This is a genomic window from Geodermatophilus sp. SYSU D00691, assembly GCF_054050275.1.
This window is the reverse complement of record NZ_JBJGYZ010000038.1, coordinates 17,305-30,613: the sequence shown is the minus strand read 5'-3', so window position 1 is coordinate 30,613 and position 13,309 is coordinate 17,305. Positions and strand designations below refer to the sequence as shown.

Genomic DNA, 13,309 nt, shown 5'->3' with positions numbered 1-13,309 from the left:
CCCGGCCGCCAGGCGGGTTCAGCGGACGGCGCGCCGCTCGCGGCGGGCCTGCACCGCGCGGACGACGCGCAGCACGGCGACCACCGCCGCGGGCACCGCGATCAGCAGCCAGCCGTGGTCGCCGACGAAGTACGCGATCGCGCACAGCGCCACCCCGAGCGCCACGGCCTGGCCGAGGGTCCACAGCCGCTCCCGCCGCTCGGGCCCGGTGTGGCCGGCGAGGATCCGCCGCGCGAACAGCAGGGGAAGGACGACGAGGACGATCCCGAGCGCCCAGCTGACCAGCACCACCGTGCCCTTGACGAACAGCAGCAGCAGCCAGCCGACCAGGCCGACGGCGGCGACGAGCGCCGCGCCGACCAGCAGCGACGTCATCAGGGGGCGGTTGGTGCGGACCGCGGTGGTCATGGCTGCACCGTAGTCCCGCCGGCTGGGAACGGACCCCCGTCTCACGGCAGGATCGCGTCGACGTACCCGCCGTCCACCCGCACCGCACCGCCGGTGGTCGCCGACGCCGGCGGCGAGGCGAGGTAGACGCACATGTGGGCGATCTCGTCGGGCTCGATCAGCCGCTGCAGCAGCGACTGCGGCCGGTGCTGCCGCATGAACTCCCGCTGCGCCTCGTCCCACGGCAGGTCGGCGCCGACCAGGGAGTGCACGAAGTCCTCGACCCCGCCGGTGCGGGTCGGCCCGGCGATCACCGAGTTCACCGTGACCCCCGAGCCGGCGGCCTCCTTGGCGAACCCGCGCGAGACGGCCGGCAGCGCCGTCTTCGTCATCCCGTAGTGGATCATCTCGGCCGGGATCGCCACGGCCGAGTCGCTGGGCGGCGCCATTCGTCGTCGGAGATCTCCAGCGCCGGGCGCGCGCCGAAGACGCCGAGATTGTTCACCAGCACGTCGGCGTCCGGGACGGCGGCGAGCAGCTGCGCCGTCCCCTCGTCGGTGGTGAGATCGCCGGCCACGGTGGTCACCTCGCCGTCGATGCCGGCGGCAGGCCGATGCCCTGCGAGGACCCCAGGAGCAAGGCACGCGGCCGACCTGCCGTTCCGCCGTGGCAGGGTGGGCGGCGTGACCGTGGAACGGACCGTCCGCCTGCACTTCGAGGACTCCGCGCGCACGGCGGGCACGCACACCAACCTGTCCGCGGTCCGCAGCGACGGCCCGGTCCTGTGGCTCGCCGGCGACGAGACCGCGACGGTCGAGCGGCTGGTCGCCGACGACCCCGAGGACCCGCAGGTCTACGGCCGGCAGGCCAGCTACCGCCTCGCCGACCTCGTGCCGCTGCCCGGGGACGGCGAGGACCGGGAGAGCGAGGCCGACATCGAGGGCATCGCCCGCTCGGGCGACTTCCTCTGGGCCGTGGGGTCGCACAGCCTGCGCCGCAAGCAGATCAAGGCCCGGCACGACGGCGACAAGGCGCTGCGCCGGCTGGCGAAGGTCACCGGCCAGCCCAACCGGCAGGTCCTGGTGCGCCTGCCGGTCCGCATGGACGGCGCCCTGCCCACCGTCGTCCGCGAGCTCGAGCGGGACGGCGTCCGGGTCCGGGCCGCCTCGTTCGGGGCGCGCGGCCCCGACCTGCGCGAGCTGCTCGCCGACGACGAGCACCTCGGACCGTTCCTGCCGCTGCCGGGCAAGGACAACGGCCTCGACGTCGAGGGCATCGCCGTCGCCGGCCCGCGGGTCTACCTCGGCCTGCGCGGCCCGGTGCTGCGCGGCTGGGCCGTGGTGCTGGAGCTCCGGCCGGAGACCGACCCCGACGCACCCGACCGGCTGGTGCTCACCCCGTTCGACGACGGCCGCCCCTACCGCACGCACGTGCTGCGCATGCAGGGGCTGGGGGTCCGCGACCTCTGCCCGCACGGCGACGACCTGCTCGTGCTGGCCGGCCCGACCATGGCGCTCGACGGGCCGGTGCACGTGTTCCGCTGGCACGACGCGCTGCGGGCGGAGACGCCGCAGGTCGTCCGCGGCGACCAGCTCACCCGCGACCTCGTCCTCGGCTACGGCGAGGACTGCGACCACGCCGAGGGCATCGGCCTGATCGGCCCGGCCGACCGGCCGCGCCTGCTCGTGGTCTACGACAGCCCGTCCCCGGAACGGCTCGGCGCCGACGGCAGCGTCCTCGCCGACGTGGTCCGCCTGCCGGGGTGACATGCTCGGCGGCGTCCCGTCCCGAGCAGGAGGTCTCGTGCGCGCAGTCCAGATCGCCACCCTCGACGGCCCGCGAGCGGCGCAGCTCGCCGACGTCCCCGAGCCCACCGACGAGGACAAGGTCCTCATCGACGTGGCCGTCGCCGGGGTGACGTTCCCCGAGGTGCTGCTCAGCCGCGGCGAGTACCAGGTCAAGCCCCCGCTGCCGTTCGTCCCCGGCAGCGAGGTCGCCGGCACCGTCCGGCGCGCTCCGGAGGGCAGCGGCTTCACCGAGGGCCAGCGGGTGGCGGCCTTCCCCGGCTTCGGCGGCTTCGCCGAGGTGGCGGCCGCCGACCCGCAGTTCGTCTTCCCGCTGCCCGACGGGACGTCGTTCGAGCAGGGCGCGGCGCTGCCCATGAACTACCTGACCATGCACTTCGCGCTGACCCGCCGCGGCGGCCTGCGCAGCGGCGAGAGCGTGCTGGTGCACGGCGCGGCCGGGGGGCTGGGGACGGCGGCGATCCAGCTGGCCAAGGCCTACGGGGCGCACGTGCTGGCGGTGGTGTCCACCGAGGAGAAGGGCGCGGTGGCGCGGACGGCCGGCGCCGACGACGTCGTGCTCGCCGACGGCTTCCGCGACCGGGTCAAGGAGCTGACCGGCGGGCGGGGCGTCGACGTCGTCGTCGACCCGGTGGGCGGCGACCGCTTCACCGACTCGCTGCGCAGCCTGGCCCGGGAGGGGCGGCTGCTCGTCCTCGGCTTCACCGGCGGGGAGATCCCCACCGTCAAGGTGAACCGGCTGCTGCTGAACAACATCTCCGTGCTCGGCGTCGGCTGGGGCGCCTTCTGGCTGGGGGACCCGGGGTACGTGGCCGAGCAGTGGCGCGACCTGCTGCCGCTGCTGGAGCGGGGCGCGCTGCAGCCGGTGCTGGGCTCCACCCACGACCTCGCCGACGCCGCGGCCGCGATCGCCGAGCTCGACGAGCGCCGCGCGACCGGCAAGGTCCTGCTGCGCGTCCGCACCTGACGGGAGCACCGCGCAACCGGTGGACGCCGACCCCACCAGGGGTCGAAGCTGACCGGCGGACGGGGCGGCGGAGGGACGGCGGACATGGACCCTGAGGGACCCGGGCCCGTCGTCGGGCAGCACGGCCTGCGCATGGGGACGCCGCGGGCGCGGTGGGTGCTGCTCACCACGGTGCTGGGGTCCAGCCTGGCCCTGCTCGACGCGACCGTGGTGAACGTGGCGCTGGAGCGGATCGGCGCCGACCTGGGGGCCGGGTTCGCCGGTCTGCAGTGGACGGTCAACGCCTACACCCTGACCCTGGCGGCGCTGATCCTGCTCGGCGGCTCGCTCAGCGACCGGTACGGCCGGCGGCGGATCTTCGTCATCGGCACCTGCTGGTTCGCCGTCGCGTCGCTGCTGTGCGGGCTGGCGCCGAACATCGAGACGCTCGTCGCCGCCCGCGCGCTGCAGGGGGTCGGCGGCGCGCTGCTCACCCCGGGCAGCCTGGCGATCATCTCCGCCACGTTCGCCCAGAGCGACCGGGCCGCCGCGGTCGGCGCCTGGTCGGGGCTCGGCGGCGTGGCCGGCGCGATCGGGCCGTTCCTGGGCGGCTGGCTCGTGGACTGGAACTGGCGGGCGGTGTTCCTGCTCAACCTGCCGCTCGCCGTCCTCGTCGTGTGGGTGGCCGTGCGGCACGTCCCCGAGACCCGGGACCCGGCCGCGGCCCCGCACCTCGACATCGCGGGCACCGTGCTCGTGGTCGTCGGCCTCGGCGCGCTGACCTACTCGCTCACGGCGGCCGGCGAGAGCGGGGCCGGTGCCGTGGTGGTGGGGACCGGCGTCGTTGGGCTGCTCGCCCTCGCGCTCTTCGTCCGGGTGGAGCTCCGCTCGCCGCACCCGCTGGTGCCCCCGGTCCTCTTCCGCAACCGCCAGTTCACGGCGGCGAACCTGGTGACGCTGCTGGTCTACGCGGCGCTGGGCGCCCTGTTCGTGGTGCTGGTCCTGCAGCTGCAGGTCGTCTCCGGCTTCAGCCCCCTGCTGGCCGGCACGGCGCTGCTGCCGGTCACGGTGCTCATGCTGCTGTTCTCGGCCCGGGTCGGCGCCCTGGCGCAGCGCATCGGACCGCGGCCCCTGCTGACCGTGGGCCCGCTGGTCTGCGCGGCCGGGGTGCTGCTGATGCTGCGGATCGGCCCGGACGCCTCCTACGTCGCCGACGTGCTGCCGGCCACGGTGGTCTTCGGCGCCGGGCTGACCCTGCTCGTCGCGCCGCTGACGGCCACGGTGCTCGCCTCGGCCGCGGACCGGTTCGCCGGCGTGGCCTCGGGCGTGAACAACGCGGTCGCCCGCGCGGCGGGGCTGCTGGCGGTCGCGGTCGTCCCGGTGGCGGCGGGCATCGGCGGCGACGACTACGCCGATCCGGCGGCCTTCGACGCGGGGTTCCGGACCGCCGTGCTCATCCTCGCCGCGATGCTCGTCACCGGAGGCGTGATCGCGGCGGTGATGGTCCGCCGGCCGCTGGCGGCCGCCGCGGAACCGGTCCCCGGGGAACCGGCTCGTCTGCGGGTCGAGGAGTGCGTCCACTGCGGCGTCGCCGGCCCCCAGCTCCACCCGTCGCAGCCGGCGGGCCGCTCGGCCGGCTGACCCGGCGGTAGGAAGGACCCGTGGCCGAACCGGATCTGGACGTGCTCCTCGCCCGCCTGACCCCCGAGGTGGCCGACCTCGTGCGGGCGGTCGACGCGCTGGTGCACGAGGTGGACCCGGCCGTCGTCCGGGTCGTCTGGCCGCACCAGCGCACCGTCGGCTACGGCGTCGGCCCGAAGAAGATGACCGAGCACTACGCCTACGTCGCGGCGTTCGACCGGCACCTGAACCTGGGCTTCAACCGCGGCGCGGACCTCCCCGACGACGGGCTGCTGGAGGGCAGCGGGAAGTCCTTCCGCAAGCTGACCGTGCGGACCGCGGACGACCTCGCCGACCCGCGGCTGGCGCCCCTGCTGCGCACCGCCCGGCACGAACGCCTGGACGCGCTCGGCCGATGAGCTGGCGCCGTCGCGCCGGTCGGACCCGCGTGACGACACCGCAGCCCCTCGACGCCACCTTCACCGAGCCGATCCGCACCGACGGCGCCTTCCCGACCTACCTCGAGCTGACCGGCTCCGCCGAGGTGCTCGGCACCCGCCGGCCGAGCGCCTCAGCTGACCGGCGCCCGGCAGACTGCGCGGGTGGCCGGCTACGACGACGAGCTCGCCGACTGGTTCGCCGCGCACGCGACCGGCAGCGCCTTCAACGCCCACTACGACCGGCCGGCGGTGCTCGACCTGCTCGGCGGCGTCGCCGGCCGCCGGGTGCTCGACGCCGGGTGCGGCGCCGGGCACCTCACGGCGGAGCTGGTCGCCCGCGGTGCGGACGTCGTCGGCGTCGACGGGTCGGCGCGGCTGCTCCGGCATGCCCGCGCGCGGCTCGGGCCGGGCGTCCCGCTGGTCCGGCACGACCTCGAGCGCCCCCTGGGCATCGCCGACGGGTCGTTCGACGACGCCGTCCTGGCGCTGGTGCTGCACCACGTCGACGACCGAGCGCAGCTGCTGCGCGAGCTCGCCCGGGTGGTCCGGCCCGGCGGGCGGCTCGTCGTCTCCACACCCCACCCGACGGCCGACTGGCTGCACGGAGGCGGCTCGTACTTCACCACCGAGCGGACGACGGTCCGCTTCGGCGGGCGCTGGCGGGTTCCGGCCTGGCGGATGCCGCTGCAGGACCTGCTCGCCGAGCTCACCGCGCCGGGCTTCGCGCTCGACCGCCTGGTCGAGCCGCGGCCGCAGCCGGCGATGGCCGACGTCGACCCGGAGACCCACCGACGGCTGCTCACCGAGCCCGCCTTCCTGGCGCTGCGCCTGCGGCGCGACCCCGGCTGACCGCCGCGCGCGGGCGCGACCAGGATGGGGCCATGGCCTACACCGCTGCCGAGGACCGCTACGACTCCATGACCTACCGGCGCTGCGGCCGCAGCGGCCTGGACCTGCCGGCGATCAGCCTGGGCCTCTGGCACAACTTCGGCGACGACGTGCCGCTCGACCGCCAGCGCTCGATCCTGCGCCGCGCGTTCGACCTCGGGATCACCCACTTCGACCTGGCCAACAACTACGGCCCGCCCTACGGGAGCGCGGAGTCCAACTTCGGCCGGCACCTGCGGGAGGACCTCGCCGCCTACCGCGACGAGCTGGTCGTCTCGACCAAGGCCGGCTGGGACATGTGGCCGGGCCCGTACGGCCAGGGCGGCGGCTCGCGCAAGTACGTGCTGGCCAGCCTCGACCAGTCGCTGCGGCGGATGGGGCTGGACTACGTCGACATCTTCTACTCGCACCGGCCCGACCCGACGACGCCGCTCGAGGAGACGATGGGCGCGCTCGACACCGCCGTCCGCTCGGGCCGGGCCCTCTACGCCGGCATCTCCTCCTACTCGCCGGAGGACACCGCCCGGGCCGCCGAGATCCTGGCCGACCTCGGCACGCCGCTGCTGATCCACCAGCCCTCGTACTCGATGCTCAACCGCTGGATCGAGACCGAGGGGCTGCTCGACGTCCTGGCCGACAAGGGGGTCGGCTGCATCGCGTTCTCGCCGCTGGCGCAGGGCATGCTCACGAACCGGTACCTGAACGGCGTCCCGGAGGGGTCGCGGGCCAGCCAGGACAAGTCGCTGTCCGCCGACCTGCTCTCGGAGGAGGCGCTGGGCCGGGTGCGCGCCCTGAACGACATCGCCGCCGGCCGCGGGCAGTCGCTGGCGCAGATGGCGCTGGCCTGGGCGCTGCGCGACGAGCGGGTGACCACCGTGCTCATCGGCGCCAGCAGCGTGCGGCAGCTGGAGGACAACGTCGGCGCGCTGCAGCGGCTGGGTTTCACCGCCGACGAGCTGGCCGAGATCGACCGGCACGCGGCCGACTCGGGGGTCGACCTCTGGCAGGGCGCCCGCGAGAAGACCCTGTCGTAAGGGCCCTGCGAGCCGAAGCGGAGGCGCCTACGGTTGAGGGGTCACCTCATCCGCTCGCGAAGGGTTCCTCATGCGGCACGTCTCCCTCGGCTCGCTCGACGTCCCCCGGCTCGGTCTCGGCTGCATGGGGATGTCGGCGTTCTACACCGGCGCCGGCAGCGACGACGCCGAGTCGATCCGCACCATCCACCGCGCCCTCGACCTCGGCGTGACCTTCCTGGACACCGCCGAGATCTACGGCCCGTACACCAACGAGGAGCTGGTCGGCCGGGCGATCTCGGGCCGCCGCGACGAGGTCGTGCTGGCCACGAAGTTCGGCAACATCTCGCACGTCGCGGGTGGCGCGCGCCGGTACGACAGCAGCCCGGCGAACATCCGCGGCGCGGTCGAGGGCTCGCTGCGGCGGCTGGGCACCGACGTCATCGACCTCTACTACCAGCATCGGGTCGACCCGGGGACCCCGATCGAGGACACCGTCGGTGCCCTCGCCGAGCTGATCGCCGAGGGGAAGATCCGCGCCATCGGGTTGTCGGAGGCTGGACCGGAGACGATCCGGCGGGCGCACGCCGTCCACCCGGTCACCGCGCTGCAGACGGAGTACTCGCTGTGGACCCGCGATCCGGAGGCGGAGATCCTGCCGCTGGTGCGCGAGCTCGGCATCGGCTTCGTCGCCTACTCGCCGCTGGGCCGCGGGTTCCTGACCGGGCAGATCCGCTCGGTGTCGGACATGGACGACTCGGACTTCCGCACGGCCAACCCCCGGTTCGCCGAGGAGGCGCTGCGGCAGAACCTGCGCATCGTCGAGGAGGTCGAGGCGGTCGCCCGCGAGGCCGGCGCGACCCCGGGGCAGGTGGCGCTGGCCTGGCTGCTGGCGCAGGGCGACGACGTCGTCCCGATCCCGGGCACGAAGCGGGTCGCCCGGCTGGAGGAGAACGCCGCGGCCGACGACCTGCGGCTGACCGACGAGCAGCTGGCCCGGCTCGGCGCGATCGCGCCCCCGGTCGGCGACCGCTACGCCGACATGACTCCGCTCGGGCGCTGATCGCGCGGGGGCACATGTCGGCTCGTCGACTTCTCGGCAGGCCGACATGTGTCTCGGTCGATCAAAACGGTGGTGGGTCGTCGCCGGGTCCGGCCGGCGGTGGCTCGGGCCGGGGTGGTGGTCGTCGGCGCATGCCCGGCGGGTGGGTGATCCGGGTGATGCCGGTCGGGGTGGTGACGTGCAGGGTGCCGTCGGCATCCAGGACGAAGGTCCAGCCCTGGGCGAAGGTCTTCAGCCGGTGGTGGGACCGGCACAGGCAGCACAAGTTATCGGACGGGGTGTCACGAGAGGTGCGCCGCCCGACGACACTGTGAGTCATCAGCGACTCCCCCAGGCGGGGTCGACAGGGCACCCGGTCGTGTCTATGGCAGACCCGCAGTGCGGTGGAACGGTGCTGGCATGGCGGAGTGCACGAAGCGGCGCTACACGGACCTGACATCAGCCAGACTGGCGTTGAAGGCCATCCGCAAGCGGAACTCCGGCGGAGCCGCGAAGGCGCCGAGGACCGTGTATCCATGCGCCGCATGTCACAGCTGGCACCTGACGTCCAGGCCGCCGTCCAAGAAGGATCGGTGGGGCGAGCCCAAGCGTCGTGCCGGCCGCGAGGGTGGCTGACGGGTGCGGCGACCATCCAGCCGTTTGCGCCTGCATCGGTGGCAGCGGTGAGGGGTGTGCTGACAGATGGAGCACCAGGCGCCGCAGCTCGGCGGCGGTGACCGTACCGAGCAGCCGGCCGGCCGCGTCGGTCAGCGCGAACGCCAGCTTCCCGCCCTCGGGGGTGCTCAGCCCGAGGGCGCCCGTGCGGCGGAGCAGCTCGGCCAGGTGCGCCGGGGTGATCGCCTGCCCGTTCACCTGGCTCGGTGCGGTGCTGCTGCCCTCCAGCGTCTCGAGGGAGGCGGTGATCAGCAGGCGGGCGCGGGCGCCGAGCAGGCCGGCGGCCGCACCGCGGGCCAGGAGGGAGTAAATCTCGGCGCGGAGCTGCCCGATCGGCCGCGCGTCCCCGTCGGCCTTGGCCGCGGCGGCGAGGGCGCCGATGAGGTCGAGGGCCTCGGCGGCCTCGTCGGCGGGCAGCCGCGCGCCGAGGGTGACCATGCCGTCCCCGGCCGGCTCGGCGAACACGTCGGCGTCGCGCTGCGCCTGCGCCCGGTTCTCGTCCGCGGCCTGCGGGTCCAGTTCCAGCGCGACCGCAGCCCGGCGAAGGTGAGCTCGCCGGCCTCGGGCAGCACGACCGCCTCCACCCGGCGGGCCAGGGCGGGGGCGGTGTGCACCAGGGTGTCGGCCAGGACCTGCCCGCGCCGCTCGTCGAGTTCACCTCGCGATAGCGCGGCCAGGGTCGACGGGAGGCTGTCGCGCCAGGTGACCGCCCGCCGCATCCGGTGCGCCGCCGTGCCCGGGCTGACGTTCACCACCGCGCCCAGGTGGGAGGGGGCGAACTCGCTCACCCCCGCAAACTCCTGCTCCGACACCCGCCACAACCGCGACCGCGCGCCGGGGGTGCCCGGTGCCGGGTCGTCGCCGTCGGGTTCGTGCTCGGCGCACCGGGCGATCAGCGCCGCCTCCCGGGCGGCGGCCCGGGCCCGGTCGCGGTCGATCCGCTGCAGCTCCGCGGCGACCTGCTCCTGGGTCATCCACTCCACCGGCACCCGCGCGAGAGGAGCCGGCTGGTCGACCAACCAGTGCTACGGAGCAGGTACGACACCTTCGGCCGTCGAGCAGGGGTTTTCCGGTCGGCGGGGGTGCCGTGCACGTCACCCTCCAGGGGCGTGACGGGTCGCGAGGTCTGCCTGGTGGGCGTCGGCCGTGGCAGGGTCGCTGCGGCCGCACACCGGACGGGAGGACGACGTGGACTTCGACGAGGTCGCCGACGAGCTGTACGGCATCCCGCCGGAGGAGTTCACCGCGACCCGCCGCGCCCGCGAGGAGGAGGCCCGCGCCGAGGGCGACCGCGTCCTGGCGAAGTCCGTCTCCCAGCTGCCCAAGCCGTCGCTGGCCGCCTGGGCGACGAACGTGCTGGTCCGCCACCACCGAGATGAGCTCGAGTCGCTGGTCGAGCTGGGCGGGCTGCTGCGCGAGGCGCAGGAGAGCCTCGCCGGCGACCAGCTGCGGGCCCTCTCGGTGCAGCGCAACCAGCTGCTGGCCGCGCTCAGCCGGCAGGTCGTGGGGCTGGCCCGGCAGCTCGGCCACCCCATCAGCAGCGGTGTGGCCGGTCAGGTGGAGGAGACGCTGCGCGCCGCCATGGCCGACCCGGAGGCCGGTGAGGCGGTGCTCTCGGGGCGGCTGACCTCGCCGTTGTCCTACAGCGGGCTCGGCACCGGGCAGCGGCCCGACCTGCGCGTCGTCCGGACGCCGGTGCGCACCGCCGAGCCGGAGCCGCGGAAGCGCGCCGCGAAGGCCCCCGCGCGGACGACGGCGGACGAGCGGCGCCGCGCCGCCGAGGAGAAGCGGCGGCAGGCCGAGGAGGAGGCCCGGCGCGCCGCCGAGGAGCGCCGGCGTCAGGAGTTCGCGGAGGCGCAGGAGGCCGCCGACGACGCGACCGAGGAAGCGGAGGACGCCGCCGCGGCCGCCGAGCGCGAGCAGGCGCGGTCCGACGAGCTGGCCGGCCGCAAGGAGGAGCTCGAGGCGCGGGTCGAGGAGCTGATGGACGAGCTCGCCCGCACCCGCGAGGAGTGCAACTCGGTCACCGCGCAGCTCTCCCGCGCCCAGCGCCGGTCGCAGTCCGCCCGCCGTCGCGCCGGGGAGGCGGCGGCCGCCCGCGACCGCGCGCTCGCCCGGCTGGCGGAGCTGCAGGGCTGACCTTGCCGCCGCGTGCGGCCCGGTCCACACTCGGCGGCCATCCGGCCCGACGACGTGCGGAGACCCCCATGAGCGACCCCCAGGACGACCCGATCGCCGACACCTCGCCCGACGACTCCCGCAGCGGCGCCGACATCGCCGAGGCCATCGAGGTCGCCGAGGCCGGCAGCCGGGTCGCGCAGGTCCACGACCGCGGGCAGTTCGACAAGACCGGCGAGGCGCCGGTGGAGCAGGTCCGCGACGACCCCGAGATGACGCAGGGCCAGGTCGTCCACGGCTCCGGCTCCGAGGAGGGGACGGCGGAGGGCGGCACCGAGGGCGTCAGCTCGGGTGCCGCGCAGTCGGTCCGCGGCGCCCGCCCCGTCGACCGCACCTGAGCGGAGTGGATCCGCGCGGGTGACCTGCACGGATCCACTCCATCAGCTCCAGAGCTCGACGCGGACCGTGGGTGCCGGGCGGCGGGCGGTGCGCGGCGGGCGGGCGAGCAGCGCGGTCGTCGCGTCGGGCGTGGTGAGGAACCGCTGCAGGGCCCGGGCCGGCCCGGTGGCCGTCGCGGTGGCGATCGTCGCCCACCACATGCCGGTCACCGGGGTGCCCTCCACCGGCACCCGCACGAGCGTGCCGCGGCGCAGGTCGTCGGCGACCAGGTGGGCCAGCGCCAGGACGACGCCGTCGCCGGCCCGCGCGGCGGCCAGCGCCTCGGCCTCGCTGTCGAGCCGCTCGACGAGACCGGCGGGGTCGAGCTCCTCGACGCCCGCCGGACCGGCCAGCCACCGCGAGCCGGCCAGCGCGGACACCGGCACCGCCCCCCGCCGCGGCACCGGTAGGGACGGCGCCGCCACCACCACCCGCGACCAGCGCAGGAACGGCACGCTCTCCAGCAGCTGCCCGGGCAGCGGCGCCGGCCGGCCGCCGAGGGCGATGTCGGCAGTGTCCTCGGCCAGCGCGTGCGCCGCGCCCTCGGCGGGGCCCGCGCAGATCTGCACGCCGTGCCCGGAGAACCGGCGGGTGAAGGCCGCGACCACCGGCTCGGCGGCGTGCTCGGCGCAGGCCGGGGTGGCGTGCACCCGCAGCCGGCCCTCCGACGTCGCCTCGACGACGTCGCGGCGGGTGCGGTCGGCCAGCCGCACCAGCTCCCGCGCCCGCCCGGCCAGCGCCCGGCCGCCGGGGGTGAGCGCGATGCCGGTGCCGGTGCGCACGAAGAGGGCGTCGCCGAGGTCGTTGCGCAGGGCGGTCAGCGCCGCGGAGACGGCCGGCTCGCTCACCCCCAGGGCGGCCGCGGCGGCGCGGAGGGACCCGAGCTCGGCCACGAGGGCGAACGTCCTGAGCTGGGTGAACGTCACGGCCACCGCCCTCTTAAGGGGTTGCTTATCGGGATGTTGACACCGCCCGCGGGGGCGGACAAGGTTCGCCGCCACCAGGGCTCCAGCGTGGGGGCCCGCGGTCAGGGGGTGCGCCCGTGCAGACACCTGCTCCGTTCGACTACGCCCGGGCCGGCAGCGTCGCCGAGGCGCTCGACCTGCTCGAGCGCCACGGCCCCGAGGCCCGCGTCATCGCCGGCGGGCACAGCCTGCTGCCGATGATGAAGCTGCGGCTGGCCCGGCCCGACTGGGTCATCGACATCAACGGCCTCGCCGAGCTCGACCACATCACCGAGACCCCCGACCACCTCCTGGTCGGCGCCCTCACCCGGCACGCCACCCTGCTGGCGTCGCCGCTGGTCGGGCGGCTGTTCCCGATCGTCCACGACGCCGAGCGGGTGATCGCCGACCCGGTGGTGCGCAACCGCGGCACGATCGGCGGCTCCCTCGGCCAGGCCGACCCGGCCGAGGACCTCACCACCGTCTGCGACGTCCTCGACGCCGAGATCGTCATCACCGGGAAGACCGGGCAGCGGATCGTCGGCATCGCCGACCTGCACCGCGGCCCGTACGAGACCGCCTGCGAGCAGCACGAGCTGATCACCGAGGTCCGCTTCCCGATCCGCGCCCGCCAGGGCAGCGCCTACGAGAAGGTCGAGCGGCGGGTCGGCGACTGGGCGGTCGCCGCCGCCGGCGCCGCCGTCGTCCTCGAGGACGACGGCCGGATCTGCGACGTCACGGTCGGCCTCACCGCGCTCGGCGTCGAGGGCTGCGTGCCCGGCCTGCTCGAGGCGCTCTGCGAGCAGCAGCCCTCCGAGGAGCTGTTCGCCGAGGCCGGGCGGATCGCGGCCGAGGCCAGCTCGCCGGTCGAGGACCAGCGCGGCCCGGTCGACTACAAGCGGCACCTCGCCGACGAGCTCACCCGCCGCGTGCTGCGCCGCGCCGTCGCGCGCGCCTCGTCCCTCGTCGCGGCACAGCCCTGACCCCCGCCTG

The 13,309-nt window shown here is 75.5% G+C and carries 15 protein-coding genes; 10 read left to right on the top strand and 5 right to left on the bottom strand.

Going from position 1 to position 13,309, the window contains the following annotated elements; translation table 11 throughout:
• Positions 1-18 precede the first annotated feature (18 nt).
• Genes ACI797_RS23000 through ACI797_RS22990 form a run of 3 tightly spaced genes read right to left on the bottom strand, consistent with a single transcriptional unit; the run spans position 19 to position 964 of the window.
• On the bottom strand, positions 19-408 hold the full coding sequence (locus ACI797_RS23000; RefSeq protein WP_456861770.1) for a hypothetical protein: 390 nt from the start codon (positions 406-408) through the stop codon (positions 19-21).
• A gap of 41 nt (positions 409-449) precedes the next feature.
• Positions 450-812, bottom strand: a complete 363-nt coding sequence (locus ACI797_RS22995; protein ID WP_456861768.1) for an SDR family NAD(P)-dependent oxidoreductase — start codon at positions 810-812, stop codon at positions 450-452.
• Entirely contained in the window at positions 791-964 is a 174-nt protein-coding gene (locus ACI797_RS22990) for a hypothetical protein (protein WP_456861766.1), read from the bottom strand. Before ACI797_RS22990 ends, ACI797_RS22995 begins: the two co-directional genes overlap by 22 nt.
• Positions 965-1,070: 106 nt before the next feature.
• On the opposite strand from ACI797_RS22990, the gene ACI797_RS22985 reads away from it, so the two are divergent.
• The 7 genes from ACI797_RS22985 to ACI797_RS22955 all read left to right on the top strand — a co-directional run bounded on the left by ACI797_RS22985 (position 1,071) and on the right by ACI797_RS22955 (position 8,162).
• Positions 1,071-2,153: a DUF3616 domain-containing protein gene (locus ACI797_RS22985; protein ID WP_456861764.1), complete on the top strand. Its 1,083-nt coding sequence runs from the start codon at positions 1,071-1,073 to the stop codon at positions 2,151-2,153.
• A 37-nt stretch (positions 2,154-2,190) separates the two neighbouring features.
• On the top strand, positions 2,191-3,159 hold the full coding sequence (locus tag ACI797_RS22980; protein WP_456861762.1) for an NADPH:quinone oxidoreductase family protein: 969 nt from the start codon (positions 2,191-2,193) through the stop codon (positions 3,157-3,159).
• Positions 3,160-3,243: 84 nt separating this feature from the next.
• Entirely contained in the window at positions 3,244-4,779 is a 1,536-nt protein-coding gene (locus tag ACI797_RS22975; RefSeq protein WP_456861760.1) for an MFS transporter, read from the top strand.
• A gap of 20 nt (positions 4,780-4,799) precedes the next feature.
• Entirely contained in the window at positions 4,800-5,177 is a 378-nt protein-coding gene (locus ACI797_RS22970) for a hypothetical protein (protein WP_456861758.1), read from the top strand.
• A gap of 183 nt (positions 5,178-5,360) precedes the next feature.
• Positions 5,361-6,047 carry a class I SAM-dependent methyltransferase gene (locus ACI797_RS22965; protein ID WP_456861756.1) on the top strand — a complete coding sequence of 229 codons (687 nt, stop codon included), beginning with the start codon at positions 5,361-5,363 and terminating at the stop codon, positions 6,045-6,047.
• A gap of 32 nt (positions 6,048-6,079) precedes the next feature.
• Positions 6,080-7,120 (top strand): L-glyceraldehyde 3-phosphate reductase, encoded by a 1,041-nt coding sequence (gene mgrA, locus ACI797_RS22960; protein WP_456861754.1) that lies wholly within the window; start codon positions 6,080-6,082, stop codon positions 7,118-7,120.
• Positions 7,121-7,190: 70 nt separating this feature from the next.
• Positions 7,191-8,162, top strand: coding sequence for an aldo/keto reductase (locus ACI797_RS22955; RefSeq protein WP_456861752.1), 972 nt, complete (start codon positions 7,191-7,193; stop codon positions 8,160-8,162).
• A 438-nt stretch (positions 8,163-8,600) separates the two neighbouring features.
• On the opposite strand, the gene ACI797_RS22950 is transcribed toward ACI797_RS22955, so the two are convergent.
• Positions 8,601-9,281, bottom strand: coding sequence for a hypothetical protein (locus tag ACI797_RS22950; RefSeq protein WP_456861750.1), 681 nt, complete (start codon positions 9,279-9,281; stop codon positions 8,601-8,603).
• Between the two features lie 723 nt (positions 9,282-10,004).
• Here ACI797_RS22950 and ACI797_RS22945 point away from each other — a divergent pair.
• Both ACI797_RS22945 and ACI797_RS22940 read left to right on the top strand, forming a co-directional pair.
• Positions 10,005-10,955, top strand: a complete 951-nt coding sequence (locus tag ACI797_RS22945; protein ID WP_456861748.1) for a hypothetical protein — start codon at positions 10,005-10,007, stop codon at positions 10,953-10,955.
• A gap of 68 nt (positions 10,956-11,023) precedes the next feature.
• A complete protein-coding gene (locus tag ACI797_RS22940; RefSeq protein WP_456861746.1) occupies positions 11,024-11,332 on the top strand; it encodes a hypothetical protein in 309 nt (102 codons plus the stop codon).
• A 42-nt stretch (positions 11,333-11,374) separates the two neighbouring features.
• Here the strand turns inward: ACI797_RS22940 and ACI797_RS22935 are convergent, their stop codons facing one another.
• Positions 11,375-12,298 carry a LysR family transcriptional regulator gene (locus tag ACI797_RS22935; RefSeq protein WP_456861744.1) on the bottom strand — a complete coding sequence of 308 codons (924 nt, stop codon included), beginning with the start codon at positions 12,296-12,298 and terminating at the stop codon, positions 11,375-11,377.
• 116 nt (positions 12,299-12,414) lie between these two features.
• Between ACI797_RS22935 and ACI797_RS22930 the strand changes: the two genes are divergently transcribed.
• The gene (locus ACI797_RS22930; protein ID WP_456861742.1) at positions 12,415-13,299 is read left to right on the top strand and encodes an FAD binding domain-containing protein; all 885 of its coding nucleotides are present in this window, start codon (positions 12,415-12,417) and stop codon (positions 13,297-13,299) included.
• The last annotated feature ends 10 nt before the right edge of the window (positions 13,300-13,309 follow it).